The organism is Streptomyces cyaneofuscatus, assembly GCF_042718795.1.
Lineage (GTDB): Bacteria > Actinomycetota > Actinomycetes > Streptomycetales > Streptomycetaceae > Streptomyces > Streptomyces cyaneofuscatus_A.
Genome location: NZ_JBHXOX010000018.1, coordinates 28068 through 51962 on the forward strand (window position 1 = coordinate 28068; position 23895 = coordinate 51962).

Sequence of the window (23895 nt, forward strand, 5' to 3'; positions counted from 1 at the left end):
TACGAGAGCCCCGGCCACCGTCCCCGGCCGGGGCTTTCTCGCGTTCCGGACCGGGTTGAGCTGATAGTTAGGTAATGGTTAGTCTGCCTCTATGCCACTTACCTTCGAGTTGGATCCCGCGTTCTCGCCGACCCTGCGCGACGGCATCACCGCCCTGTGGGCCGACGTCACCAACGCGGGCGGCGCCGTAGGCTTCGTCCCGCCGGTCACGGCCGAGGAGATCCGGCCCGACCTGCTCAAGCACCTCGTCGCCATCGAGCAGGGCCGTACCCGGCTGCTCGTCGGCCGCGACGAGGACGGAGAGGTCGCCGCCACCGCCTTCCTCACCCTCAACGACCACCGGCTGCTGCGGCACTGGCTCTGGCTCTACACCGTGATGGTCCACCCCCGCCACCAGGGCAAGGGGTACGGCCGCGACCTCATGGCCGCCACCGCTGACGCGGCCCGCTCCATCGAGGGCATCGAGGCGATCCGCCTCACCTGCCGCGGCGGCACCGGCGCCGACCGCTTCTACGCCGCCTGCGGGTACAAGGAGGTCGGCCGGGTCCCGGGCGGTATCCGGGTCGCCCCGGGCGACGACCGCGACGACATCGTCATGCTGCTCCCGCTGGGACCGGGAACCCCCTGAACCCTGAGAATTCGGGCCATGCTTCACTGGACGGGCAGGAGTGTGTGAAGAGACCGAGTGCGTGAAGAGACCGAGAGTCCACGGGAAGAGAGAGGGCCTGCCGTGTCCGCTGCCAAGCCGAGCGCGATGATCCGGTACACGGCGTTGCGTCTGTTGATCTTCGTGGGCTGCTTCTTCGTCGCCGGTGTCGCCGTCCACTTCGGGGTGGTGCCCTCCGGTCTCGGCGGCTCCAACTTCGTCTGGGTGATGCTGCTCGGCCTCGTCCTCTCCGCCCCGCTGAGCTTCGTACTGCTGCGCAAGCAGCGCGACGAGATGTCCGAGCAGATCGTCACCAAGGTCGACCGGACGAAGGCCCGCCTCGACGCCAACCGCACCCGCGAGGACGCCGTTCAGTAAGCTTCCTCACACGCGCGCCCGCCGCCGGGCGCGCCCCGTGACGCCATCCCGCAGGGCCCCGGACCGGAGCAGCCGCTCCCGTACCGGGGCTTTTGCCGTTTCCGGGCCACCGGAAGGCGTTTTTCCCGCCTCCTGCCCGTCTCACCCATGTCTCATGGTCAAAGAAAGGCTTTGAGGTTCCCAAAGTTCAAGTGTTAACGTGTTCGACATGAAGACAGCAGTGCGCCTCCGCCATGCCGCGAGCATCCCGCTCGTGGCGCGCCTGCATGTCGATCTCTGCCGCTGTATGTCCGCGGTCTGTTGCCGCGAAGTCTGAATACGGCATCATGCAGCGGCGCCGCCCTTGGCGCGGGCGCCGCGACCCCGTCCCCGTTCCACCGCACGACCGTACGTCTGTCCTCGTACGTCCCGATGCGTCCCCACTGGAGTGTGTCCGTGTCCGCGAATTCCGCGTCCGCCGCCCCCGAGGCCGAGCAGCCGTCCACCGGCTCCGGCCCCGGTCCGCGTATACCCAAGGTCCCCTTCTGGGCCCAGATCGTCGCCGGTCTGGTCCTCGGTGTGCTGCTCGGCTGGATCGCCCGTAGCCAGGACGTCTCCTGGCTCGTCACCACGCTCGACCAGATCGGCTCGATCTTCGTCCAGCTCCTGAAGCTGGCCGTCGCCCCGCTGGTCTTCTTCGCGATCCTGGTGTCGATCACCAACCTGCGCAAGGTCAACAACGCCGCCCGGCTGGCGACCCGCACCCTGCTCTGGTTCATGATCACCTCGCTGATCGCGGTCGCCATCGGCCTGGCCATCGGCCTGATCACCAATCCGGGCTCCGGCACCGGCCTGACGCCCAAGGACGGTGAGCTCTCCGAGACCAAGGGCAGTTGGATCGACTTCCTGACCGGCATCATCCCTACGGACGTGATCACGCCGTTCACCGAGCTGAACGTGCTCCAGATCGTCTTCATGGCGGCCGTCGCCGGTGTCGCGGCCCTGAAGCTCGGTGACAAGGCCCAGCCGATCCTCACGCTCAGCCAGTCGATCCTGGAGCTGCTCCAGAAGGCCCTGTGGTGGGTCATCCGCCTCGCCCCGCTCGGCACGGTCGGCCTCATCGGCTACGCCATCGCCGACTACGGCTGGGACCTGATCGGCAAGTACGCGACCTTCACCGCCGACGTGTACATCGGCTGCCTCCTGGTGATGTTCGGCGTCTACCCGCTGCTCCTGGCCACCGTCGCCAAGGTCAGCCCGCTCCAGTTCTTCAAGGGCGCCTGGCCCGCGATCCAGCTCGCCTTCGTCTCCCGCTCCTCGGTCGGCACCATGCCGGTCACCCAGCGGGTCACCGAGCGCCTCGGTGTTCCGAAGGAGTACACCTCCTTCGCCGTCCCGTTCGGGGCGACCACGAAGATGGACGGCTGCGCCGCGATCTACCCGGCGCTGGCGGCGATCTTCATCGCGCAGATCTTCGACGTCCAGCTGGGCATCGGTGACTACCTGCTCATCGCGTTCGTCTCGGTGATCGGCTCCGCCGCCACCGCCGGTCTCACCGGCGCGACGGTCATGCTGACCCTGACCCTCTCCACGCTGGGCCTCCCGCTGGAGGGCGTGGGCCTGCTGCTGGCGATCGACCCGATCCTGGACATGATCCGCACCGCCACCAACGTGGCCGGTCAGGCACTGGTCCCGGTCATCGTCGCGGCCCGCGAGAAGATCCTCGACCACGACGCGTACAACTCCGCCTCGTCCTCCTCGATCGACGCGTTCGGCCCGTCCGACGACGCCGGCCGGGACGAGGACGGCGACCGCGCCGCAGCACCGAAGGACGCGGTTCCGGCGACCGCCTAGCGGCGGGGCCGCCCGTACGGTCCGAGCGCCCCCGGCCCACCTCACGAGGTGGGCCGGGGGCGCTCGCGTGTGGGCGGAGGCGCGGAGGCTCCGTACGGCGGGGGCCTGTCCGGCGCCGTACTCTTGGCCGGGGAGCGGGACCGTGACTCGCGGCCGGGGAGCAGGGCCGTGGGGCGGGGAGGACGTCGGACGTGGGTGCGGTGGCATGGGCACAGTGATGTGGGTGCGGTGACATGGGTGCGGTGAAGAGCAAACGGATGCCACGCGCCGTGCGTGAGCGGCAGATGATGGACGCCGCGGTGCAGACCTTCGGGCAGCGTGGGTACCGAGCCGCGTCGATGGACGAGATCGCGGAGCTGGCGGGCGTCTCCAAGCCGTTGGTCTACCTCTACCTGCACTCCAAGGAGGACCTGTTCTCCGCCTGCATCCGGCGCGAGGCGGAAGCCCTGGTGGCGGCGGTGCGGGCCGGGGTGGAGCCGGAGCTGCCCGCCGACGGCCAACTCTGGTCGGGGCTGCGGGCGTTCTTCACCCACACCGCGGAGAACCCGGACGGCTGGGCGGTCCTGCACCGCCAGGCGCGTTCCCACGGGGAGCCGTTCATCAGCGAGGTCGTGGTGATGCGCGACGAGATCGTCGCGTTCGTGACGGGCCTGATCGGCGCCGCCGCCCGCGAGGCGCACCGCGACCCCGCCCTCGCGGACCGGGATGTGGCGGGCCTCGCACAGGCCCTGGTGGGCGCCGCAGAGTCGCTGGCGGGCTGGGCCAACGACACCCCGGGCGTCTCGGCGAAGGAGGCCGCGGCGACCCTGATGAACTTCGCCTGGGCCGGCCTGGAGAACCTGATGCACGCCCGGCCGTGGCAGCCGCCGGCGGAGGCGTCGTAGACGTCCGTACGAGGGTCAGAGCGGCTGGAGCCGGGTGCGCAGGAGGCAGAACAGGTTGCCTTCCGGGTCGGACAGGACGTGCCAGCTCTCGTTCCCGGTCTGGCCCACGTCGGCGGGCCTGGCGCCCAGGGCGAGGAGGCGCTCCAGCTCGGCGTCCTGGTCGCGGTCGGTGGCGCTGACGTCGATGTGCAGCCGGAGCTGACCGGTCCGGGGCTCGCTGTTGGGGCTCAGGACGAGGGTGGGCTGCGGGCCGCCGAAGCCGGTGTCCGGTGGCCCGATCTCGATGGACCCGTCGCTCTCCCGGCCGATCTCGGCATAGCCGAGGACCTCGCCCCAGAAGGCGGCGAGCCGCTCGGCGTCGGCGGCTTCGATGACCAGTTCACTGATGCGGCATGCCATGGCGGCCAGTGTAGGAACCCGGGGCGCGGAAGGGTCTGCCTCAGAGCGCTCGCGTCGCCGCCCCCGTGAGGTGCACGCGCCCGTTCCCATTCCCGCTCGCGCTCCGCAGGATGAAGGCGTTTCCGGCCGGGTCGGCGGCGTACGTCACGGTGGCGGGCAGCAGGACGGGGGCCCTGAACTCGGCTCGTACGGCACGGAGTGCACCGGCCTGCCGGTCCGCCTCGGCCAGGCAGCGGGCCACCGTCCACATGCCGTGCGCGATGGCCCGGGGGAAACCGAAGAGGCGGGCGGTGAGCGGGTGGAGGTGGATCGGATTACGGTCGCCGGAGACGGCTCCGTACCGCCGGCCGAGATCGCCGGGGAGCCGCCACTCGGCGAGGGCGGGGAGAGCGGGGGCCTGCGCCTCCTCGGCCTTCAGGCCCGCCTCGCCCTTCGGGGCTTCCTCCCCGACTCTTGCGGCCGCCGTCTCGGCCTTCGGCGCGTGCCGTGAGAGATAGCCGCTGCGCGACTCCCACACCAGCTCCCCGCCCACCCGTGCCTCGGTCACCATCGTGACCTCGGTGCCGCGCCGGTGAGGCGTCAACCCGGCTGCGTGCAAGGTCAGTTCGAGGGGGTCGTCGGGCTGCACCGGCCGGTGGGCGCTGATCTCGATCCAGGTGTGGACGAGCCCGACGACCGGCAGCGGGAAGTCCCGCCCGGTCATCAGCCGCATGGCGAGCGGAAAGGCGAGGACATGGGGGTACGTGAGGGGGAGCGGTCCGGATTCCGTCTCAGGGAAGCCGCAGATCCTGCGGTACGCGGCCAGGCGGCCGGGGGTGGCGGGGGCGGCCGGGAGGGTGAGGCGGTCGGTGGGCAGGGTGGCGCCCGGCCGGCCGGGGCGCTTGAACGGCGAGGTGACGGCCCCGCGGACGAGGGAGGCGCTGAGGGAGGTCATCGCGCTCACGCCCCCAGCAGGCTCTGGCCGCAGACCCGCAGCACCTGGCCGTTGACGGCGGTGGAGCCGGGCTGGGCGAACCAGGCGACGGCCTCGGCGACATCGACCGGAAGGCCGCCCTGGGAGAGGGAGTTCATGCGGCGGCCCGCCTCGCGGATGAAGAGCGGTACGGCCGCCGTCATCTTCGTCTCGATGAAGCCGGGCGCGACCGCGTTGACCGTCACGCCGTGGTCGGCGGCGGCGCGCGGGCCGAGCGAGCGGACGAGGCCGATGATTCCGGCCTTGCCGGCGGCGTAGTTGGTCTGCCCGGTGTTGCCGGCGATGCCCGCGATGGAGGCGGTCGCGACGATCCGGCCGCCGCGCGGGATGGCCCCCGCCTTGAGCAGCTCGTCGGTGGTGCGGAGCACGCTGTCCAGGTTGACCTCGATGACCGACGCCCAGCGGTCGGCCGGCATGTTGGCGAGGCGGCGGTCGCGGGTGATGCCCGCGTTGTGGACGAGGATGCCGAGCCCGTCGGGTGCGGCTGCGGCGATGCGGTCGGCGGCGTCGCGTGCGGTGATGTCCAGGGGGAGGGCGGTGGCGCCGAGGCGGTCGGCGGTACGTTCCAGCTCCTCTCGGGCTCCCGGTACGTCCAGGGCGATGACCTGGGCCCCGTCGCGGGCGAGCACTGAGGCGACGGCCGCGCCGATGCCCCGGGCGGCGCCGGTGACCAGGGCGGTGCGGCCGGTGAGGGGGGCGGCCGGGTCCGGGGCCGGGGTGGCGGCCTGGTCGGCCGCCTGGTCAGGGGTGGCGGAGGTCAGCTCGATGACCTGGCCGCTGACGTAGGCGGAGCGGGGCGAGAGCAGGAAGCGGAGGGTGGACTCGGCGGCGTGGGCGCTCGCCCCACCGGGAATCCGTACGAGCTGGGCGGTCGAGCCGCGCCCGATCTCCTTGCCCAGGGACCGGACGAACCCCTCCAACGCCTGCTGGGCGGCGGCCTGGTGGTGGTCGTCGGGCGACGGCACCGTACCGAGGACGACGATCCGCCCGCCCGGCGCGAGGGACCGGACGACCGGGTGCAGGGCTGCGTGGACGTCCCCGAGCCCGGCGGCGGTGGCGACCCCGGTGGCGTCGAGGACGATCGCGGCGGGCCGGTCGGAACGGCTCACCACCGGGAGCCCGGCCCGGGAAAGCGTCTCCGCCACCTCCGTGACCGTCGGCACCCCGGCCGTCAGGTGCAGCAGCGGCCCGTCCAGGTGCGGGGTCTCCAGGGTCCAGCGGCGCAGCGGGGCGGGCTGCGGGAGGCCGAGGCGGCGGGTGAGGAAGCGGCCGGGCGCTGTGCCGGTGAGGTGCAGATAGCGATCGGCCATTGTCCTGACTCCCTGCTCGGTCGTAGATTTACTTCGGAGTAAGGTTACTCAAGAGTCAGGAGCTGGTCGAGATGAACAATCCCGGACGGACCGCCGTTGGACGGAACGCCGTTGGACAGACCGCCCCTGGACGGCTCGCCCCCGGACGGACCGCATGAGCATCCCCGCCCCCCGCCGCGTAGCGGTCATCGGCGGCAGCCGTACCCCCTTCGCCCGCTCGGACGGCCCGTACGCGACCGCCTCCAACCAGGACCTGCTCACTGCCGCGCTCGGCGGGCTGGTCGAGCGGTACGGCCTGGCGGGCCAGCGGGTCGGGGAGTTCGTGGCGGGCGCGGTCCTCAAGCACAGCCGCGACTTCAACCTGGCCCGCGAGACCGTCCTCGGCTCCGCGCTGGACCCGCGCACACCGGCGTACGACATCCAGCAGGCCTGCGGTACGGGCCTCCAGGCCGTGATCGCCGCCGCCAACAAGATCGCCCTGGGGGCCGTGGACTCGGCCATCGCGGGCGGCTCCGACACGACGAGCGACGCCCCGCTCGGCGTCAACGACGACCTGCGCCGCATCCTGCTCGCCGCCCGCCGCGCGAGGACGACGGGCGCCCGCCTCAAGGTCCTGTCCGCCGTACGCCCCCGCCACCTCGTCCCCGACATCCCGCGCAACGCCGAGCCGCGCACCGGCCTGTCCATGGGTGAACACGCGGCCCGCACCGCCCGCCACTGGGCCGTGACCCGCGAGGACCAGGACCGCCTGGCGGCCACGAGCCACCAGCGCCTGGCGGCGGCGTACGAACGCGGCTTCCTGGACGACCTCGTCGTCCCGTACCGGGGCCTGACCCGCGACCAGAACCTCCGCCCGGATTCGACGGCCGAGAAACTGGCCGCCCTGAAACCGGTGTTCGGCACATCCGGCCCCAACCCCACCATGACGGCGGGCAATTCGACGCCGCTCACGGACGGCGCGGCGACGGTCCTGCTGGCGAGCGAGGAGTGGGCGCGGGAGCGCGGCTTCGAGCCCCTGGCCTACCTCACCCTCTACGAGACGGCGGCGGTGGACTACGTGGACGGCGACGACGGCCTCCTCATGGCCCCGGCGTACGCGGCGCCGCGCCTGCTGGAGCGGGCGGGCCTGGGCATCGAGGACTTCGACCTGTACGAGATCCACGAGGCGTTCGCCTCCCAGGTGCTGGCCACCCTCGCCGCCTGGGAGCAGCAGGGCCTGTCGCCGCTGGACCGGACCCGTCTGAACGTGGCCGGCTCCTCGCTGGCCACCGGCCACCCCTTCGCCGCCACGGGCGCCCGGATCGTCGCGACGCTGGCCAAGCTGCTGGCGGAACGGGAGGCCCCGGGACGGGGCCTGATCTCGGTCTGCGCGGCGGGCGGCCAGGGGGTGACGGCCATCCTGGAACGCCCCTGAGCACGTCGGTGATCTGCCGGACGGACGACCCGGCGACGAAGACCCGCCCGACCCCCGCCACTGAGGAGCCGCACGTGTCAACGCCTTCATCCGCCCTGACCTCCGGATCCACGCCCACCGCGCCCACCCTGGTGGAACCGACGAAGACGAGAGGCCAGGACGGCCGGGTCCAGGAGGTCTCCGTACCGGCGTTCGCGCCCCCGGTCCTGCGGGGTTCGCTGGCGGAGATCCCGTTCGACAACGCCCGCGAGGCCCCGGCGGAGGCGGTGTTGAGCCGCAAGGACGCCGACTCCACGTGGCACGACGTGACCGCCGCCGAGTTCGCCGCCGAGGTGCTGGCGGTGGCGAAGGGCCTGATGGCGGAGGGGCTGCGGGCGGGCGACCGGGTCGCGATCATGGCCCGTACGACGTACGAGTGGACGCTGCTGGACTTCGCGTCCTGGGCGGCCGGCCTGGTGACGGTCCCCATCTACCCGACCTCCTCCGCCTTCCAGGCCCGCTGGATCCTCCAGGACTCGGGCGCGGTGGCGTGCGCGGTGGAGACGAAGGAGCAGGGCCGCCTGATCAGCCAGGAGCGCAAGCAGTTGGCCGGACTGGCACATCTGTGGCAGTTCGACACGGGTGCGATCGGCCACCTGAAATCCCTCGGCAAGGACATCCCCGACGCGGCGGTGGCGGCCCGCCGGGCGACCTTGGAACCGGAATCCCCCGCCACGCTCATCTACACCTCGGGCACGACGGGCCGCCCCAAGGGCTGTGTCCTCACCCACGGCAACTTCTTCGCCGAGGTGGACAACGCGATCGAACTCCTCCATCCGGTCTTCAAGTCGGTCTCGAAGGACCCGGCGTCCACGCTCCTCTTCCTCCCGCTCTCGCACGTCTTCGGGAGGATGGTGGCGATCGGCTGCCTGCGGGCGCGGGTGCGCCTCGGCCATGCCCCGTCCATCCAGACGGACGACCTCCTGGCCGACCTGGCGGGCTTCCGCCCGACGTTCCTGCTCGCCATCCCGTACGTACTGGAGAAGGTCTACAACACGGGCCGGGCGACGGCGGAGAAGATGGGCCGGGCCTCGTCGTTCGACCGAGCGGCCCGCATAGCGCAGCGCTACGGCAAGGCGGTTGAGGCCGCCGAACACGGTACGGGCCCCGGCCCCGGCTTCGGCCTGCGCGCGGCCCGCGCCCTGTACGACCCGCTGGTCTACCGCCGTATCCGGGCGGCGCTGGGCGGCAGGGTCCGGTACGTGATCTGCGGCGGCTCCCCGCTGGGCCGCCGGCTCGCCGCCTTCTACGAGGGCGCGGGCATCGGCATCTTCGAGGGGTACGGCCTCACGGAGACGACGGCGGCCCACACGGTCACCCCGCCCCTCAAACCCCGCCTGGGAACGGTGGGTTGGCCGCTTCCAGGGACGTCGGTACGCATCGCGGACGACGGCGAGGTGCTGCTGCGGGGCGGCCAGGTGTTCCGGGGCTACTGGGACACCGAACGCGCGGAGCCGGTCCCGCACCTCCTGGACGGCGACTGGTTCCCGACGGGCGACCTGGGCGCGCTGGACGAGGACGGCTACCTGACGATCACGGGCCGCAAGAAGGACATCATCATCACGTCGGGCGGCAAGAACGTCACCCCCGCCCCCTTGGAGGACTGGCTCCGCGCGCACCCCTTGGTCAGCCAGTGCATGGTGGTCGGCGACAACCGCTCGTACATCACGGCCCTGATCACCCTGGAGCCGGACGGCCTCCAGCACTGGCGCCAGATGGTGAAGAAACAGGACGTGCCGCTGAGGGAGTTGGTCCACGACGAGGAGCTGCGCGCGTCGCTCCAGAAGGCGGTGGACGAGGCGAACCGCCTGGTGTCGCGGGCGGAGTCGATCCGCAAGTTCACGGTCCTGCCGGTGGACTTCACGGAGGAGCGGGGCCACTTGACGCCGTCGCTGAAGCTGAAGCGGGACGCGATCGCGCGGGACTTCGCGGAGGAGATCGAGGGGTTGTACCGGAGGAGGTGAGCAGCCGACCGGATGGAGCACGGGTGCAGCGACTCCGGTTCCTGAGCCCGGAGCCGTCGCGGATGTGGCGAGTCGCCACCCGTCACAGGTCGTCGGGCAGCAACCTGAACGCCTTGTGCCCTGTCAGAGGCCGGACCATACGGAAGTGGCGGTCCGAGGTGAAGATGATCTCGGTACGGTATGCGGCGGCCAGGGCGACGTTCATGGCGTCAGCCATGCCGATGCCCTTGCCTCCGTCCGCGTCCACGTATCCCTCCGCGACGGCGATCGCGGTACTGAGATGCACACCGACGGACGGGACCTCGAACCGGCGGGTGGCGACATTGCGTTCGATGAACCGTGCTGCCAGCAAGGCCTGGCGGGCCCCGGCCTTCGTGGTGATCAGGTAGTCCAACTCGGCCAGGACGAAGGGGGAGATGATCAAGTGGCTGATCGACGCCAGTCCCTCCCTGTGTGCCTCGTGGCCGGTGAGTCTCGGGTCGAGGAGCCGGTAGAGGGCGTTGGTGTCGGCAATGGCGACCAGGCTCACGATCCCATCCCGCTGAGCGCGTCCTCGATCTCGTCGTCGCTGAGGTCGGGCAGGCCGAGATCGGGGAGCGCTATGGCGCCCATGGGGTCGGTGGGGTACGGGGGGATGTCGTCGTCGGTGATGGGTACGACGCGTGCGACGGCTGTGCCGTTCTTGGTGACGGTGATGGTCTCCCCGCGCGCTGCCGCGGCAAGGATCTGTGACGATTTCTGGTTGAACTCGCGCGCGGTGGTCTCCATGTACTACATGTTACTACGTAGCGGGTGGGGCCTCCACTGGTCACAGCGCGGGTGGAGAGGAGGAGGCCGCTCGGGGCTCGCCGGACGTGTATGTCCTGGTCAGATGCCATGACTGCTTGGCGCGAGGCCCTCGCCTGGGTGTTCCCCGCGCTGACGCTGGGCGGCGGCGAGCGTGCGGTGCTGCGTGGCGGGCGCGGGCGGGATGGGCAGGTGGAGGCGAATCGGCTGTGGGCAGGACTGCATGGTGAGCTGCTGGCGGCGAAGGCCTTGGCGTATGACCCGAAGGACTTCGTCTGCTCACAGCCGGTGCCCGAACCGGAGAGTGCCAAGTGCGCGGCTCACCGGTTCACGCTGGACGGGCAGTCGGCCGCGTTCCGGGTGGCCAGGACCACCCTGACCAAGGCCGGCCAGTTCGTCACCGTGTGGCAGCGATCAACGCAGGGCCCGATCCGGCCCTCCGACGCTGACGACGGGGTCGATCTCTTTGTCATCAGCAGTCGGGACAGCGGCCGCTTCGGGCAGTTCGTGTTCCCGAGTGAGGTGCTGTGCGAGCGCGGCGTCGTATCCCGGATCGGGGCCGGCGGGAAGCGGGGGTTCCGCGTCTACCCCCCGGTGGGCGACCACGACCAGTCGCCAGGCGAGCAGCACGCGGGTGTGGCAGATGAAGCACTTCCTGAGCCTCGGAGAGGAAGGGCCTGCCGACCTGGCGGGTGCCCGAGCCCTCTACCGCCCGTAGCACCCGCGAGGGGCGAGTGAGCCCGTTCGACCTCTTCTCCCATGAGCGTGGGCGCCCTGAGGGGCCGGGTCCGGGGCCGGTGTCGGGGCTCGGGTCCCGGGGCTCAAGGTGCGGTTGTCGAGCTTCGGGGGCGGCCGGTTCGCTCTTCTGGGTTACGTGGGCGGGGCCCTGGCCCGAAGCTCGGGTCCCGGGCTTCGGGCGTCGGGATGCGAGCTTCGGGATTCGAGCGCCTTCTTTAACCGGCGGGTGAGTGAGGGGGGTTGGGGAAACCTCCCCTACCTCCCTGACCTGTCACGGTGAGCAAGTATGACTAATCGTGACAGCTTGCGGCGGAGCGTCACGAGTGCCTACGGTTCGAGAACTAAGCGACCCCGACGCGGTGTAGCAAGCACCAGGCCGGGGTCTGACCGCAAGATCGATCACGTGAAAGGCGATCCCGTGGCTACTCAGCACACTAGCTCTGCCCTGCCTGCCCCCGCACGCTCCGCCGCGTACCCGATGGCGAAGCCCGGCTACGGCAAACGCTCCGCACCCGACCAACCTGAGCGCACGCCGCGCGACTTCGGCGTGCTCCCGGTGCGTGAGCGGTACGTCGCCGCGTACGTCGACCATCTCCCGGAGGGGGCGGCGATGGGTGTGAAGGAGCTGGCCAAGCAGCTCCCGCTCTACGGGCAGCAGGCCATCAGCAGCGCCCTGACCGCCCTGTCCGTGGCCGGGCACCTGCGGCGCGTACGGTGCGCGGTCGGCGCGGGTGAGGAGATGCGGTGGGTGTTCCGCACGTTCTGGTCCCGCACCGCCCGCGACAACGAGTGGTGGACCACCCACCTCACCACCGAGAAGGCGGCCCACACCGTGAACCCCGCACCGGATGCCCCGGCCGCCGACGCGACTCCGCCGCCGCCCTGGGTCCCGGACGAGGAACCGCCGCCCTGGGTCCCGGACGAGGAACCCCCGCCCGGGGTCCCGGGCGAGGAACCCCCGCCCTGGATCCCGGGCGAGGAACCGCCGCCCGCGCCGGAGGACGCCGGAGCGGAACCCGACCCCGAGGCCACCGCCGTACCGCGCCAACGCACTCAGGCTGAGGCGCCGGACGCGGAGACCGCGCCTCCCGCCCAGGACACGGCCCCCGGTCCGGCTCAGGCCCCGGCTGCACCCCACTCCGCCGAAGTCGGGCCTTCGCCCGCCTACCTCGCCCTGGCCCGGCTCGGCCACGAGGACCGCCGGCTTCCCCTCTCCGCCGGCGACTGCGCAGCACTGGAACCGCAGGCGGCGGAGTGGCTCGCCCGAGGCGTCGGCGTGGACTACCTGATCAGCGCCCTCACCGCAGGACTCCCCGCCCAGGTCGACAGCCCCCTCGGCTTCATCCGCAAACGCCTCACCGACAAGATCCCACCCCGCATCCCCACCACAGACAGCACCACCCCCGGCACCCCCGGCACCGCCCCAGCCCGCCGCATCCTCATCGAATGCACCGACTGCGGCCGCCCCGGCCAACCAGAAGCCCTCCCCGACGGCCTCTGCCGCCCCTGCCGCACCACCCACCAACCCGATGCTGACCAGGCCCTGATCGACCCCACCGAGGCCGCCGACATCAAGGCCCGCATGACCGACCTCCGTAGCCTGCTCAAAACCGCCTGAGGCCGATGGCACAGGGTCTCCTGAGGGGCCCCTGCCCAGCCGCTGACACGTGCGCCAACTCGGAGGAGGGGGATGTCCCTGCTGAAGTGGTCCCCGCGCACGCGGGGGTGGTCCCTCGTCGCCGCCGTCCGCAGCGACGTCGACGCCGTGGTCCCCGCGCACGCGGGGGTACCCCCTGGACCCGGCGGAGTCCCTGGCCGTCGGGGCATCATGGCTGCGTACCAGCCGCCGGAGGCACAGTGATGGGGGAATCATGGTCGCGGTCCACGCGCCCGCGCTCGACGGACTCGCCCGCAACCCGGCGCTCCCGACACCGCTGTTGCTGCGCCTGCTCGCGTTCGACGGCGGCGGTGACGGCCCGCCCCGACACGCCATGCATCGGCCCGGACTCCCCGAGTCGGCCGTCGCGGTGATCCTGGCCCACCCGAACCCCTGGGCCCGGATCGATTACGCGAAGAGCCAGTTGGCCGACCCCGCGCAGCGGGCCCGGCTCGTGGACGACCCTTCCCCCAGGGTGCGGGCCGCGCTCGCGTACGGACCGCAATGGGGCGGCCTCCGTGCGCCGGCGGCGCCCCTGTCGGACGACGTGTGCGCCCGCCTGCTCGACGACCCTGACCCTTCCGTACGGACGGCCCTGCTGGACTCACCCCATCTCGCGCCGTCGTTCGTGGCCTCCTTGACCGCGCATCGCGATCCGGCGGCGCGCCGAAGCGCGGCCCGCGCGTGGGAGAAGCTGTCGCCGGACGAGCGGTCGGCGCTGCTGGCCGACCCCGACCCCGAGGTACGGCGGGCCGCCGCACTGGAGGAGAGCCGACGGGACGCGCACCTCACCGCCGAACTCCTCCGCGACCCGGAGTCCGCCGCCGAGGCGCTACGCCACGGGCTCCTCCACCGCGCCGACGCCGAACGGTGCGTCGCCGAGCGTACGCACCTGGCCGCCCTCGCCGAGAACCCGTCGCTCCCCGCCTACCTCGTGGAGCGGCTCGCCGTCGACCCCGACGAGGACGTACGTCTCGCGGTCTCCCTCAGGCCCGAGCTGGACGAGACGCGGCGCATGGCGATCGACTTCACGGTCGGGGACCTCTACGGGGGCGAGGACGTTCAGTGGGTACGGGAAGGGCTCGCCGACCCCGAGGTGCTGCGACGGGCCGCGACCTCCGCCCACCCGCTGCTCCGCCGCACCGCCGCCCTGAGCCCCCATCTGCCGCCCGACCTGCTGCTCCTGCTGGCACGCGTCGAGGACGAGGTGGTGGAGAACTGCCTGGCCCTCCACCACCCCGACACCCCGGAGGAGGTCCTGATGCGGGTGTACGCGCGGCTCGGCGGCACCTTCTCCGCCTGGATGGCGGAGGCACACCCCCGCTTCCCCCGCGAGGGCCTCGCGGCGCGCTACGCGGACCACCCGGACGGCCACTACCGGCGGCTGGCCGTCCGGGACCCGGCCGCCACCCCCACGCTGATCGAACGGCTCAGCCACGACACCACGGTCTGGACGCGCCAGGAGGCGGCCGGCGACCCGCGCCTCCCGCTCCACCGGCTCATCGAGGCACTCCACATCCCCGAACTCGCCTCCAGCGCGGCCGGCAACCCTGCGCTCCCCGAGGACGAGATGGCCGCGGTCCTGGACCGGGCCGGTGTTCCCGCGTGACCGCCCGGCGGAGACACCCTCCCTGGTCTCCACCGCGTCTCCGCAGGCGGGCTCGGCTTCGCCCGGCGCAGATCCCGCCTGCGGCTTCGGAGCCGCCGAGACGCTCCGTACCATGCGCAGGTGATCTCTTGGATAGCCGCCGACAACCGTCGGCTCTTCCTCATCGTCTCCATCATCGCGGCCCTCGGCCTGTTCAGCGCCCAGACCGTGCGGCCGAGCTGCACCTACGTGGTGATGTCGTTCGGGGGCGAACCGCAACAGGAGGCCGCCGAGCGCGGTTACGAGGCAGCCGTCGCCGCCGGCGACTGTGCACCGCCCCACGCCCGCTGGCAGTTCTGGCGCGGCTGACAGGGGAGGGCGACAAGCCCTCTCCCCGGCCCGCATGACCACTACGCTCGCGCAGCAGTGGATGCCAGGAAACGAAGCCGTGGCCGTCGGTGGCGGCAGCGACGGCAACCTCACCGCCGCCGTGGGCGTGCCGACGCTGGACGGTCTGGGAGCGGTCGGCGGCGGCGCCCACGCCGACCACGAGTACGTCGTCGTCGACGCCATGGCCGAGCGCGCCCACCTGGCGGCCGGGCTGGTGAAGGCCGTCCGGCACGCGCCCCGGGGGTAGGGGCCGCACCGGCGCGCGCCCGCCCAGCGTGTCGGCGGAAATTCGATACCGTACCGGCCGCGAAGAGCGGAGACTCGCCCCATGGCTGACCTGGGTGACATGGGCGCGTTCCGGGAGGCGGTCACCGCATGGGCGGCCGGTGGGCCCGGCGATGGCCTCGCCCGTGAGCTGGCCGGACAGCTCCCCGTACGGACCGCCGTCCTCCTCGAAGGCCCGAGCGACGCCGCCGCGGTCAACGCGCTGGCCGAGAGCCGTGACCGGGACCTCGCCGCCGAGGGCGTCTGCGTCCTCCCCATGGGCGGCGCGATGAGCGTCGCCCGCTTCGCAGGTCTCCTCGGCCCCTCCGGCCTGGGCCTCCGCCTCACGGGCCTCTGCGACGAGCGGGAGCGCGGCTTCTACAAACGGGGCTGGGAGCGGGCCGGTGCGGGGGCGGAGCAGGAGTTCTTCGTCTGCGCGGCCGACCTGGAGGAGGAGCTGATCCGTGCCCTCGGTGTGCCACGCGTGGAGCAGCTCGTCCAGGCGGAGGGCGACCTCCGCGCGCTCCAGATCTTCCTGCGGCAGCCCGCCCAGCAAGGCCGTTCCCCGCAGCAGCAGTTGAGGCGCTTTCTCGGTACGAAGAAAGGGCGCAAGATTCACTACGGCCGCGTCCTCGTCGAAGCCCTCGGCGCCGACAACGTGCCCGCCCCGCTCGACGGCCTGTTCGCCATCCTCTGACGCGAGACGGCCAGGTCGCGGGGTCTGTCGGCCGGGCCCGACTTACGGCACTCTGGTGTCCGTTCAACTCGCGTAGATTCCACGGCACTTCGCGCACCCCGCACCCCACTGCCCGGTTGTCGACCCGGAGGATCCCCGCTCATGCGATCGCCCAGAACCAGTACTGGAACCCGTACTCGTACTCGTACTCGTACGAGCCTCCTCGCCCTGCTGACACTCCTTGGCGGCCTGCTCACCGTCACCGCCGCCGCGTCTCCCGCCTCCGCCGCGCCCAACTTCAAGGCCCCGTACGCCTGCGGCCAGCAGTGGACCTACAGCCACCACTCCGCCGAGGTCAGACGAGCCCTCGACTTCGTCCGCACCGACGGCGGCGCCACCTCCGGCTCCCCGGTCCTCGCCTCCGCCCCCGGCACGGCCTACCGCCACTCCCAGCCCAGCGGCGCGGGCAACTACATCTCCATCGACCACGGCGGCGGCTGGCAGACCTACTACTTCCACCTCAACGCCTTCTCCGTCGCCAACGGGGCGCGAGTCGGCCAAGGTCAGCAGATCGGCACCACCGGCTCCACCGGCAACAGCTCCGGCGCCCACATCCACTACGAGCAGCTCCTCAACGGAGTCGGCCAGAACATCGTGATCAACGGCCAGTCGCTGAGCCCTTACCCGGGCTCGTACTACGCCAAGTACCTGACCAGCGACAACGGTTGCGGAGGCGGCGGAGGCGGAAAGCACTGGGTCGATACCTTCGCCAACGCCACCGGCTACGCGGCCCCCAACACCGCAGACGCGCAGGGCATCCTCAACGCCGGTACGAACTATGTCTATTGCAAGGTGTGGGGCGCCCGCGTCGGTACGGCGACCCAGTTCAACCACTGGTGGCTGCGCACCGACCTGGACAGCGTCTACGCGGGCAAGAACGGCCGCAACGCCTACGTCTCCGCGTACTACCTCTCCCGCTGGGGCAACGACGAGGCCCGCGACAACAACGGCACCGTGATCCCGAACTGCTGACCGCACCACCCCCCCCATGACCCCGTGCGCGGGAGGGCCGCGGCGGCTTCCTTCCCGTGCACGGCCTGCGGCGTACGGGTGCACCTCCGCGGGGTCAGAACCGCAGCGCCCCGATCAGCCGCCGGGCCGTACGAGCGTCGAGAGGCCCCAACTCCACTACACCCGGCGCCTCTTCACGTACGGAGACGTCGAGGACCCCGCCTCCCGTGGCAGCCGGGAAGGCCTGCGCCAGCAGGTCCCGTACCGCCTCGGCCTCCGGTACGTCCGGCCCCGGCGAGGACGCACCCAGCAGCCGCGCGAGCCGTACGGCGTCGTCGAGCCGGCAGGGCCCGAGCGTGATGCGGCCCTGCCGTACGCGCAGCTCGGGCAGGTCGATCCCGTACGCCTCGCAGATCTCCCGCAGCGCGCGGGCGGCCTTGAGGGTGCGCTTGGTCCCGGTACGGATGAGACGCGCCAACTGCCGTGCGTCGGACGCCTTGAGGGCGCTCAGCTGCACGTGGTCGTCGGCGCCGGCGGCCCCCACGTGCAGCCCGGCCTCCCGGAGGGCGGCCCGCAGCTCGGCGGCGACGCCGGACGAGGAGGCGGTCGTGGCAGTCATGGCGGTCATGCGTGGGTCCTGACGGGGTGGTGTTCGCCCGGTAAGTGACACAGGGGGAGCGGGGCGGGGAGTACGGAGACGGGATAGGCGGTCCAGCGCCAGCGGGGGTGTCCAGCTCGTACGCGTACGGCTGCCCTCGGCGCAGGGTCTGCACGGCCGCCTGCGCGCCCTGGTGGTCCCCCAGCCAGGCCCATGCCCGGTGAGCTGAAGTCCGCCCTGCCGATCGAGCAGTACGTGTCGTTCTCGATCCTCGGGCTACAGGCCGATCCGCCGGTGGAAGTGGTGTGGTTGGAGCACATCACCGGTGGTACATTCGCGACCTTATCGAGGAAAGCAGATCTTGATCGAGGGATCGGCTCGCGTTCCGAAGACCGAGCTTGAATGTGCGCGCTGGCACACGAGCACATACAGCGGGTCGAACAACAACTGCGTCGAACACGCCGCCCTCCCCTCCGGCCGCCACGCAGTCCGCGACACGAAGGACCGCACCCTCGGCGCCCACACGTTCGCCCCCGCCCCCTGGCAGGCCTTCGTCACTGCCGTACGGGACGGGGCCCTCTAAGAACCCCTGGCAGTCGGGCCCGCGCGGCCTTACATCCGGGATCTCAGAACGTCGACCTCGCAGCCCGGTGCGAACGGGTCGAAGCCGTGCTCGGTCAGCCAGCGAACCGCCAGCAGGCTGCGCACCGACCACCACGCGTGGATCACGTCGAGGTCGGCGTCGGCGCCGTAGCCGGCGACGGCGATCGCGAGCACGGGCGGCTCGCGCCACAGCACCTGCGGTGTCGGGACCGGTGCCAGGGACATGGCATCGACCTCGGCGTCGATGCGCGCCTGGTCGGCGTCCACCTTCAGGAACACGTCACCGACGCGCAGCGTCGCACGCTCGGAATGGGCGACGACGACTTCGACCTCATCCATGGGCGACCAGTATTCCGGGGAGATCCCCGACGTCGTCGGCTTTATCGCGTGCGCTTTCGGCCCCGCGACGGTCGACGGCCCCGGCTCGCCGCCACGGTCTGCGGGCCGTCCACCTCAGGTCGCACGTGCGGATCATGCTTCCCTCCGCGAATCGATCAGTGCCGTCCGAAGGCGCCTCGGCCGTCCGCCAGGGCCGAAGGCGGACTGATCACTGCCCCGCGTCATTCCCCCGGCCGAGGCTTACGGTGCCTGCCGCGACCGGCCCGCAGCGGCTGAGCCCGCGGCGCCGTCACCGTCGGCGGTTCCTCGGCGCGCGGGTGCAGGAGGCGTTGCGCCTCGGCCAGGTTGGCCGCTGTCCCGTGCGGCTCCCAGGTGTAGCCGTTCCAGCGCTGGATGGCGCGGGGTGCGTCCGGGTTGAGGTGTGAGGCCTTCGGGCCGTCGCCGGGCACGAGTGGCACGGCTCGGAGCCGGCCGATCTTCGCGTCGCGGCGCTTCGCCCAGTCCGACAGAGGTTCGTCGTCCATCGTGCTGCTTTCCTCGTTCCGGCGGTTCCTGGCCCAGCAGCGTAGTGGAGCGCTGTCAGTGGTCGCGGGGGTTTCGGCCACGCGCGGAGCCGGGGTTCGGCTGGGCTCCTGGGAGATGGCGGCTGCGGGCCGCTTTCGGTGTGCCAGGGATCGTCCTACCCTCGGTCCGTGCCTTGGGTGACGCTGGTCAGCGTCGTTGTCGGCGCCTGACAGCGACCTTCCTCAGAGTGAGATCCTCCCTACATGTGCCGCAGGAACCCGCCCGGAAACCCGCCCCTGGACCCGTCCGGTGCCCTTGTCCGCTCCGTCGCCCTACGCATGATCCGTCGGCTGGCTGACCGGCCGCAGCCGGTCAGTGCCCTCACATCGGTCGTTCAGATGGTGGAGAACGACGAGACCGAATTGGCCATGGACGACATCGGGTTGCTGATCCAGTACTTCCAGTTCCCCGTCCTTCGCTCGGAGTACGAGGATCTCGTCCGTGCCGCGCAACAGCTCGGCTCCCTCGACTCGCTCACCGACACGGGGGTGGAGCGGTTGGTCGTCGACGGGTAGGGGCGATGAGGGGGCGGCTGCTTCGGGGCGGCTTCCCTCACTCGAAGAACTTCAGGCTCCACCCCGTGTCCGTGTTCGGGCCCGGCACGTTGGCCCGTGAGTACGTCGTGTTGCCCCACCACGCGAACGTGCCCGTGTACCAGTGGCGGTTCGCCCACTCGTACGGCGTGCCCTTCGGGACCGCGTGGAACATCGACGGGAACCTCTGGCCGGCCGGCGGGCTCGTGTTGATGTCCCCGTGCAGCAGGACGAACGTGTGGTGGCCGGGGCCGTTCACGTACAGCGTCGGGTCCCAACCCGCCATCATCGTCGACCGGTTGGAGCCGAACAGGCAGCCGTTCGACTTGTACCAGTCCCATACGTTCGTGGGGTCGCCGCCCGCCCGTAGGCGCAGGTCCGCCAGGCAGTACTGCTCGCTCCAACTGCCGTTGGCGGAGTACACGATGTGCAGTTGGCCGTTCGGGTCCTTGATGGCTTCCGGGCTCTCGTTGATGAACGGGTTGCCCACCACCCGCTCCCAGCTCTCGCGCGGCTGGGAGATGATGTGGCGCGCGCCTGTGGGCTGCGTCGGGCTGCTCATGCGGGCGATGTAGAGGTTCTGCTCCACGTTCGTGTCGCCCGCCCAGCCCGACCAGACGAACCACCGCTGGCCGTTGAAGGTGAAGAGCGTGCCGTCGATCGCCCATTTGCCGTCCGGCAGGGCGAGTTGCGTCTCGGCGCCGTAGCCGCTGTCGGAGGTGGCGGAGCTGATCACGAACATCCGGTGCGCGGCGCCCCGGCCGGCCGTGAAGTAGATGTAGTACCGGCCGCCGTCCATCACGATCTCCGGCGCCCAGACCTCGCCCCGGCCACGGGTGTCCGACCAGACCTGGCGGGCGGGGGCCGTGGCGAGGCCGTCCGTCGACGACGCCTGGCGTACGGCGATGCCTCCGCCGGTCGACTGGACGCCGACGTACGTGCTGCCCACCCGCAGAACGCTGGGGTCGGCCGCGCGCAGGCTGGTCCGGCCCGCCGGTGCCGCCTCGCGGGTGGGGGGTGCGCCTTGGGCGGTGTCGGGGGAGGACAGGAACAGCGTGGCGGCGAGGGCGCCCGCCAGTGCCAGGGCGCCGAGGGCGGACGAGCGGCGGAACAGTCTCATGGGATGGCTCGCTCCCGTGTGTGCCTCCGGTGGGTGGTGCTCGGGCAGGGGCGGGTCGGGTGAGTGGCGGAGGCTGTGGAGGTGGGGGTGGCCCTGTCCCTTGCGCTCGTCCGGGTGGGGTTTACATCGATGGAAGAGCGCTCTCGCAGAATCCCGTCAGGGGTGGTGCCTGTCAATGCCCCTGCGAGGGCGAGCCGTTCAGCTCGACGGCGACCCGTAGTGTCAGGGCGTTTCCGGGCCCTGGAGGATCTGGAGGTAATTGCCCACCGGGTCCACGACCGTCGAGAAGAACCAGCCGCCGCCGACCTCCTCGACCGGGCGCACCCACGTCACCCCGAGGGAGTCGAGGTGCCGCTCGGCCGCCCGGATGTCGCGCACGGTGAGGTTGACCAGGTGCCGGCCCGGTTCGGCGGCCGTCTCCGCCACGTCGTCCCGCCGGTCGAATCCGATGATCGCGCCCGGGCCGACGATCAGGAGGTGCTCCGCCCAGCGGGCACCCAGGGGCTCCAGCGCGGCGCGGTACCAGGCGATCAGGGCGTCGGGGTCCGTGCTGCCGATGACGACTCCGAGGCCGGTGATGGTGTCGGCGTTCTCGCTGGTGGAGGCATTCATGGTCGTTCCTCGCTTCGGTCGGGGCCGGTCTGCGGGGCGCGTCGGGAGCCGGGGCAGGTCGGCCCGGTCGGCCTGCTCGCTCGATGCGTCCCACCACTGATGACCTGCTCCGGGCGGAAAACTCATCGGGGCGGGTCAGTGCGGCCAGATCGGCGGGTCCGTGACGAAGTGGCCGCCGAGCCGGGCGTGCGCCGGGTTCGCCGGGTCCAGTTCGCCCTGTTCGGCGATGAGCTGTGCCGCGTACGGCTCCGAGTCGTCCTGCGGGTCGTAGCCGAGCGCGCGTGCCGTCGTCAGGTCCCACCACAGGCGGGTGTTGGCCGAGGAACCGTGGACGACGGTGTGCCCGACGCTCTCGGCGGTGAGTGCGGCGTGGAAGAGGCGCGCCCCGTCGGCCGGGCTCATCCAGACCGACAGCATCCGTACGGAGGTGGGTTCCGGGAAGCAGCTCCCGATCCGGACCGAGACCGTTTCGAGGGCGTGCTTGTCCCAGTAGAGCTGCGCCAGGTCCTCACCGAAGGACTTCGACAGGCCGTAGAAGGTGTCCGGGCGGCGCGGGGTGTCGGCCGGGATCAGCGGGTCGCCGGGCCGTGGGCGCGGGGTGTAGCCGATCGCGTGGTTCGAGGATGCGGACACGATGCGGGCGACTCCCTCCTCGCGTGCGGCCTCGTAGAGGTTGTACGTGCCCTCGATGTTGGCGCGCAGGATCTTGTCGAAGGTCGATTCGAGGGAGATGCCCGCCAGGTGGATCACCGCGTCCACCCCGCGTACCGCCTCGCGCAGGGCCTTCCGGCCCGCCAAGTCCAAGTCCGCCAAGTCGACCTGGATCGCGTCCGGTTCGCCCGTGATCGGTACCAGGTCGAGGAGCCTGAGCTCGTACCCGTACGCGGGCAGCAGGCCCCGCATCAGGGTGCCCAGGCCGCCGGCGGCGCCGGTCAGCAGGATGGTGCGGGGAGCGGGCATCAGGGGGTCTCCTCGGTGGGCTCCGGCCGTCTTTGCTTCATCAGCATGAGTGGAGTTCACATGCATGGGCAAGGTGGAGGGCCTCTGAGGCCGCGTCAACCCTTCAGGCGGGCCACTGCCGGCAGCGGCTCGTGCGGGATCGGGGCCGCAGGAATGGGCCGGACCACCCATGCCGAAGGGCCCCACCGCAGCGCGCGGTGGGGCCCTTCGGCGTCATGCCCGTACGTTCCTCAGGCGTCGGCGCCGGCCTTGCGGCGGCGCGCCAGGAACATCGCGCCGGCGCCGAGCGCCACGGCCGCGCCGCTCGTGAGGGCGAGCTGCGTGGTGGCGTCGGACGAGCCGGTCGCGGCGAGGGTGCTGCTCGTGGTGGTCGCCGGGACGCTCGTGCCCGAGCCCTGCGGGGTGACCCCGTTGCCCGCGGCGGGGGCGGTGGTGCTCGTGCCGGGCTTCGGCGTCGGCTTGGGGGCGGGCTTGCCGGGTGCCGCCTCGATGTCGAAGTCGTTGACCGCGGCGTCGGGCGTCAGGCCGCAGGTGCCGTCCTCGTTGAGGTAGTCACCCGCGATGAAGGTGAGGCCCTGTCCGGCCGGGGTCTGGGCGTCGACGGTCAGGCGCAGCCTGACGTCCGCCTTCTCGCCGGGCTCCAGCGCGCCGACGGCGTCGTCGATGTAGTGGTCGGCGTCGACGTTCTGCCACTTCGGGGACGAAGCGGTGGACCATGTCAGCTTCAGGTACTTGGCGATGTCCTTGGCGCCGCTCTTGTCGGTCGCGTGGACGGCCGCGTACGTGATGACCTGGTCCAGGTGCTTGTCGGTGCCGTTGGTCACCCGGACCGAGAAGGTGGTGGCGGTACCGGCGGTGACCTTGGAGGGGAGGCCCTTCACGACCGTGGTGAGGCCGGGCTCGTCCACGCAGCCGTCGCCGCCCGGGTTCTCCTCTTCCTCCTGCTTGGCGCGCTCCAGGGCCGCGTCGGCGGCCGTCTTGGCGGTGAGCGCCTCTTCCAGGGCGGTGTTCACCGCGTGGTAGGTGCGGGCGGCCTCGACCCGTGCGTCGTCGGCGAGTTCGCCCGCGGTCTTGGCGTCGGCGTCTGCGGTGGTCTTCGCCGTCGCCGCCGCCGTGGCGGCCGTCTCGGCCTTGGTGACGGTCTCCTGCGCGGCGGCCCGCTGTTCCGCGGTGGCATCCGCGGGCAGGGTTGCGAGCGCGGTCCTGGCGTCCGCGACCGTCTTGTCGGCGGTGGTCTTCGCCGTCGCGGCGTCGTCCGCGGCCTTCCGGGCGGCCCTGGCCGCCACCGTGAGGGGCGCGTCGTCGGAGAGCGCGGCCTTCAGCACCTGGTACGCGGTCTCCTTGGCCGCGAGGGCGGCGTCGTACGCCTTCTGCGCCTCGGCCGCCGCCTTTTCGAGCTCCTTGACGGTCGGCTTGGCCGGCGTCTGCGTCTGTGCGGCGGGCTTGGTATCGAGCTTGGTGTCAGGCTTGGTGTCGGCGAACGCGGGGGTGACGGAGAGCATGACGGCAGGCGTCGTCACGGCGACGGCGACGGCCGTGGCGAGAATGCGGCGAATCTTCACTTGAACCCTTTGTGGTCCGGCAACGCAGAATGGGAGCGGCTGTCCCGGCGGTAG

25 protein-coding genes and 2 pseudogenes are annotated in these 23895 nt (G+C 71.6%); 15 read left to right on the top strand and 12 right to left on the bottom strand.

The features are described 5' to 3' along the window. Positions 1-91: 91 nt before the first annotated feature. From ACFWRT_RS21245 to ACFWRT_RS21260, 4 genes are all read left to right on the top strand, one after another. Positions 92-628 carry a GNAT family N-acetyltransferase gene (locus tag ACFWRT_RS21245; protein ID WP_380950346.1) on the top strand — a complete coding sequence of 179 codons (537 nt, stop codon included), beginning with the start codon at positions 92-94 and terminating at the stop codon, positions 626-628. Positions 629-730: 102 nt separating this feature from the next. Next, on the top strand, positions 731-1024 hold the full coding sequence (locus ACFWRT_RS21250; protein WP_380950345.1) for a DUF4229 domain-containing protein: 294 nt from the start codon (positions 731-733) through the stop codon (positions 1022-1024). Between the two features lie 435 nt (positions 1025-1459). After that, positions 1460-2857 (top strand): dicarboxylate/amino acid:cation symporter, encoded by a 1398-nt coding sequence (locus ACFWRT_RS21255; RefSeq protein WP_380950343.1) that lies wholly within the window; start codon positions 1460-1462, stop codon positions 2855-2857. A gap of 233 nt (positions 2858-3090) precedes the next feature. Beyond that, positions 3091-3741 (top strand): TetR/AcrR family transcriptional regulator, encoded by a 651-nt coding sequence (locus tag ACFWRT_RS21260; RefSeq protein WP_380950341.1) that lies wholly within the window; start codon positions 3091-3093, stop codon positions 3739-3741. 15 nt (positions 3742-3756) lie between these two features. On the opposite strand, the gene ACFWRT_RS21265 is transcribed toward ACFWRT_RS21260, so the two are convergent. Genes ACFWRT_RS21265 through ACFWRT_RS21275 form a run of 3 tightly spaced genes read right to left on the bottom strand, consistent with a single transcriptional unit; the run spans position 3757 to position 6423 of the window. Continuing rightward, positions 3757-4140, bottom strand: coding sequence for a VOC family protein (locus tag ACFWRT_RS21265; RefSeq protein WP_380950340.1), 384 nt, complete (start codon positions 4138-4140; stop codon positions 3757-3759). 40 nt (positions 4141-4180) lie between these two features. After that, positions 4181-5074, bottom strand: coding sequence for a MaoC family dehydratase (locus tag ACFWRT_RS21270; RefSeq protein WP_380950387.1), 894 nt, complete (start codon positions 5072-5074; stop codon positions 4181-4183). 5 nt (positions 5075-5079) lie between these two features. Continuing rightward, positions 5080-6423, bottom strand: coding sequence for a 3-oxoacyl-ACP reductase (locus tag ACFWRT_RS21275; RefSeq protein WP_380950339.1), 1344 nt, complete (start codon positions 6421-6423; stop codon positions 5080-5082). A gap of 154 nt (positions 6424-6577) precedes the next feature. On the opposite strand from ACFWRT_RS21275, the gene ACFWRT_RS21280 reads away from it, so the two are divergent. Further along, a complete protein-coding gene (locus ACFWRT_RS21280; RefSeq protein WP_380950338.1) occupies positions 6578-7837 on the top strand; it encodes an acetyl-CoA C-acetyltransferase in 1260 nt (419 codons plus the stop codon). A gap of 74 nt (positions 7838-7911) precedes the next feature. Next, on the top strand, positions 7912-9840 hold the full coding sequence (locus tag ACFWRT_RS21285; RefSeq protein ID WP_380950337.1) for an AMP-dependent synthetase/ligase: 1929 nt from the start codon (positions 7912-7914) through the stop codon (positions 9838-9840). 82 nt (positions 9841-9922) lie between these two features. On the opposite strand, the gene ACFWRT_RS21290 is transcribed toward ACFWRT_RS21285, so the two are convergent. Then, the gene (locus ACFWRT_RS21290; protein WP_380950336.1) at positions 9923-10369 is read right to left on the bottom strand and encodes a PIN domain-containing protein; all 447 of its coding nucleotides are present in this window, start codon (positions 10367-10369) and stop codon (positions 9923-9925) included. Further along, entirely contained in the window at positions 10366-10608 is a 243-nt protein-coding gene (locus tag ACFWRT_RS21295) for a type II toxin-antitoxin system Phd/YefM family antitoxin (protein WP_380950335.1), read from the bottom strand. Before ACFWRT_RS21295 ends, ACFWRT_RS21290 begins: the two co-directional genes overlap by 4 nt. Before the next feature lie 210 nt (positions 10609-10818). Here ACFWRT_RS21295 and ACFWRT_RS21300 point away from each other — a divergent pair. The 7 genes and pseudogenes from ACFWRT_RS21300 (at position 10819) to ACFWRT_RS21330 (ending at position 16971) form a co-directional block, all read left to right on the top strand. Further along, positions 10819-11344, top strand: a pseudogene (locus ACFWRT_RS21300) (MepB family protein). 438 nt (positions 11345-11782) lie between these two features. After that, positions 11783-12982, top strand: a complete 1200-nt coding sequence (locus ACFWRT_RS21305; protein ID WP_380950334.1) for a MarR family transcriptional regulator — start codon at positions 11783-11785, stop codon at positions 12980-12982. 253 nt (positions 12983-13235) lie between these two features. Then, on the top strand, positions 13236-14630 hold the full coding sequence (locus ACFWRT_RS21310) for a Mucin-2 (RefSeq protein WP_380950333.1): 1395 nt from the start codon (positions 13236-13238) through the stop codon (positions 14628-14630). Positions 14631-14750: 120 nt separating this feature from the next. Continuing rightward, a complete protein-coding gene (locus ACFWRT_RS21315) occupies positions 14751-14978 on the top strand; it encodes a hypothetical protein (protein ID WP_380950332.1) in 228 nt (75 codons plus the stop codon). Positions 14979-15042: 64 nt separating this feature from the next. Next, positions 15043-15246 (top strand): annotated as a pseudogene (locus ACFWRT_RS21320) (M20/M25/M40 family metallo-hydrolase); the annotation flags it as partial. A 90-nt stretch (positions 15247-15336) separates the two neighbouring features. After that, positions 15337-15960, top strand: coding sequence for a TOPRIM nucleotidyl transferase/hydrolase domain-containing protein (locus ACFWRT_RS21325; protein WP_380950386.1), 624 nt, complete (start codon positions 15337-15339; stop codon positions 15958-15960). Positions 15961-16101: 141 nt separating this feature from the next. Further along, the gene (locus tag ACFWRT_RS21330; RefSeq protein WP_380950331.1) at positions 16102-16971 is read left to right on the top strand and encodes a M23 family metallopeptidase; all 870 of its coding nucleotides are present in this window, start codon (positions 16102-16104) and stop codon (positions 16969-16971) included. Positions 16972-17065: 94 nt separating this feature from the next. On the opposite strand, the gene ACFWRT_RS21335 is transcribed toward ACFWRT_RS21330, so the two are convergent. After that, positions 17066-17578, bottom strand: coding sequence for a hypothetical protein (locus ACFWRT_RS21335; RefSeq protein ID WP_380950330.1), 513 nt, complete (start codon positions 17576-17578; stop codon positions 17066-17068). Positions 17579-17909: 331 nt separating this feature from the next. Here ACFWRT_RS21335 and ACFWRT_RS21340 point away from each other — a divergent pair, with 331 nt between their 5' ends. Continuing rightward, complete coding sequence (locus tag ACFWRT_RS21340; RefSeq protein WP_380950329.1) at positions 17910-18131, top strand: DUF397 domain-containing protein; 222 nt, start codon at positions 17910-17912, stop codon at positions 18129-18131. A gap of 29 nt (positions 18132-18160) precedes the next feature. Here ACFWRT_RS21340 and ACFWRT_RS21345 read toward each other — a convergent pair whose 3' ends face one another. Next, entirely contained in the window at positions 18161-18490 is a 330-nt protein-coding gene (locus tag ACFWRT_RS21345) for a hypothetical protein (RefSeq protein WP_380950327.1), read from the bottom strand. A 221-nt stretch (positions 18491-18711) separates the two neighbouring features. Beyond that, positions 18712-19014: a DUF6087 family protein gene (locus ACFWRT_RS21350; RefSeq protein WP_380950326.1), complete on the bottom strand. Its 303-nt coding sequence runs from the start codon at positions 19012-19014 to the stop codon at positions 18712-18714. Positions 19015-19392: 378 nt separating this feature from the next. Between ACFWRT_RS21350 and ACFWRT_RS21355 the strand changes: the two genes are divergently transcribed. Next, on the top strand, positions 19393-19569 hold the full coding sequence (locus ACFWRT_RS21355) for a hypothetical protein (protein ID WP_380950325.1): 177 nt from the start codon (positions 19393-19395) through the stop codon (positions 19567-19569). Between the two features lie 37 nt (positions 19570-19606). On the opposite strand, the gene ACFWRT_RS21360 is transcribed toward ACFWRT_RS21355, so the two are convergent. The 4 genes from ACFWRT_RS21360 to ACFWRT_RS21375 all read right to left on the bottom strand — a co-directional run bounded on the left by ACFWRT_RS21360 (position 19607) and on the right by ACFWRT_RS21375 (position 23841). After that, positions 19607-20707 carry a glycoside hydrolase family 43 protein gene (locus tag ACFWRT_RS21360; protein WP_380950324.1) on the bottom strand — a complete coding sequence of 367 codons (1101 nt, stop codon included), beginning with the start codon at positions 20705-20707 and terminating at the stop codon, positions 19607-19609. Between the two features lie 222 nt (positions 20708-20929). Beyond that, the gene (locus ACFWRT_RS21365) at positions 20930-21319 is read right to left on the bottom strand and encodes a VOC family protein (RefSeq protein ID WP_380950323.1); all 390 of its coding nucleotides are present in this window, start codon (positions 21317-21319) and stop codon (positions 20930-20932) included. A 135-nt stretch (positions 21320-21454) separates the two neighbouring features. After that, positions 21455-22279: an NAD-dependent epimerase/dehydratase family protein gene (locus ACFWRT_RS21370; protein ID WP_380950322.1), complete on the bottom strand. Its 825-nt coding sequence runs from the start codon at positions 22277-22279 to the stop codon at positions 21455-21457. Positions 22280-22509: 230 nt separating this feature from the next. Continuing rightward, a complete protein-coding gene (locus ACFWRT_RS21375) occupies positions 22510-23841 on the bottom strand; it encodes a COG1361 family protein (protein WP_380950320.1) in 1332 nt (443 codons plus the stop codon). Between the last annotated feature and the right edge of the window lie 54 nt (positions 23842-23895).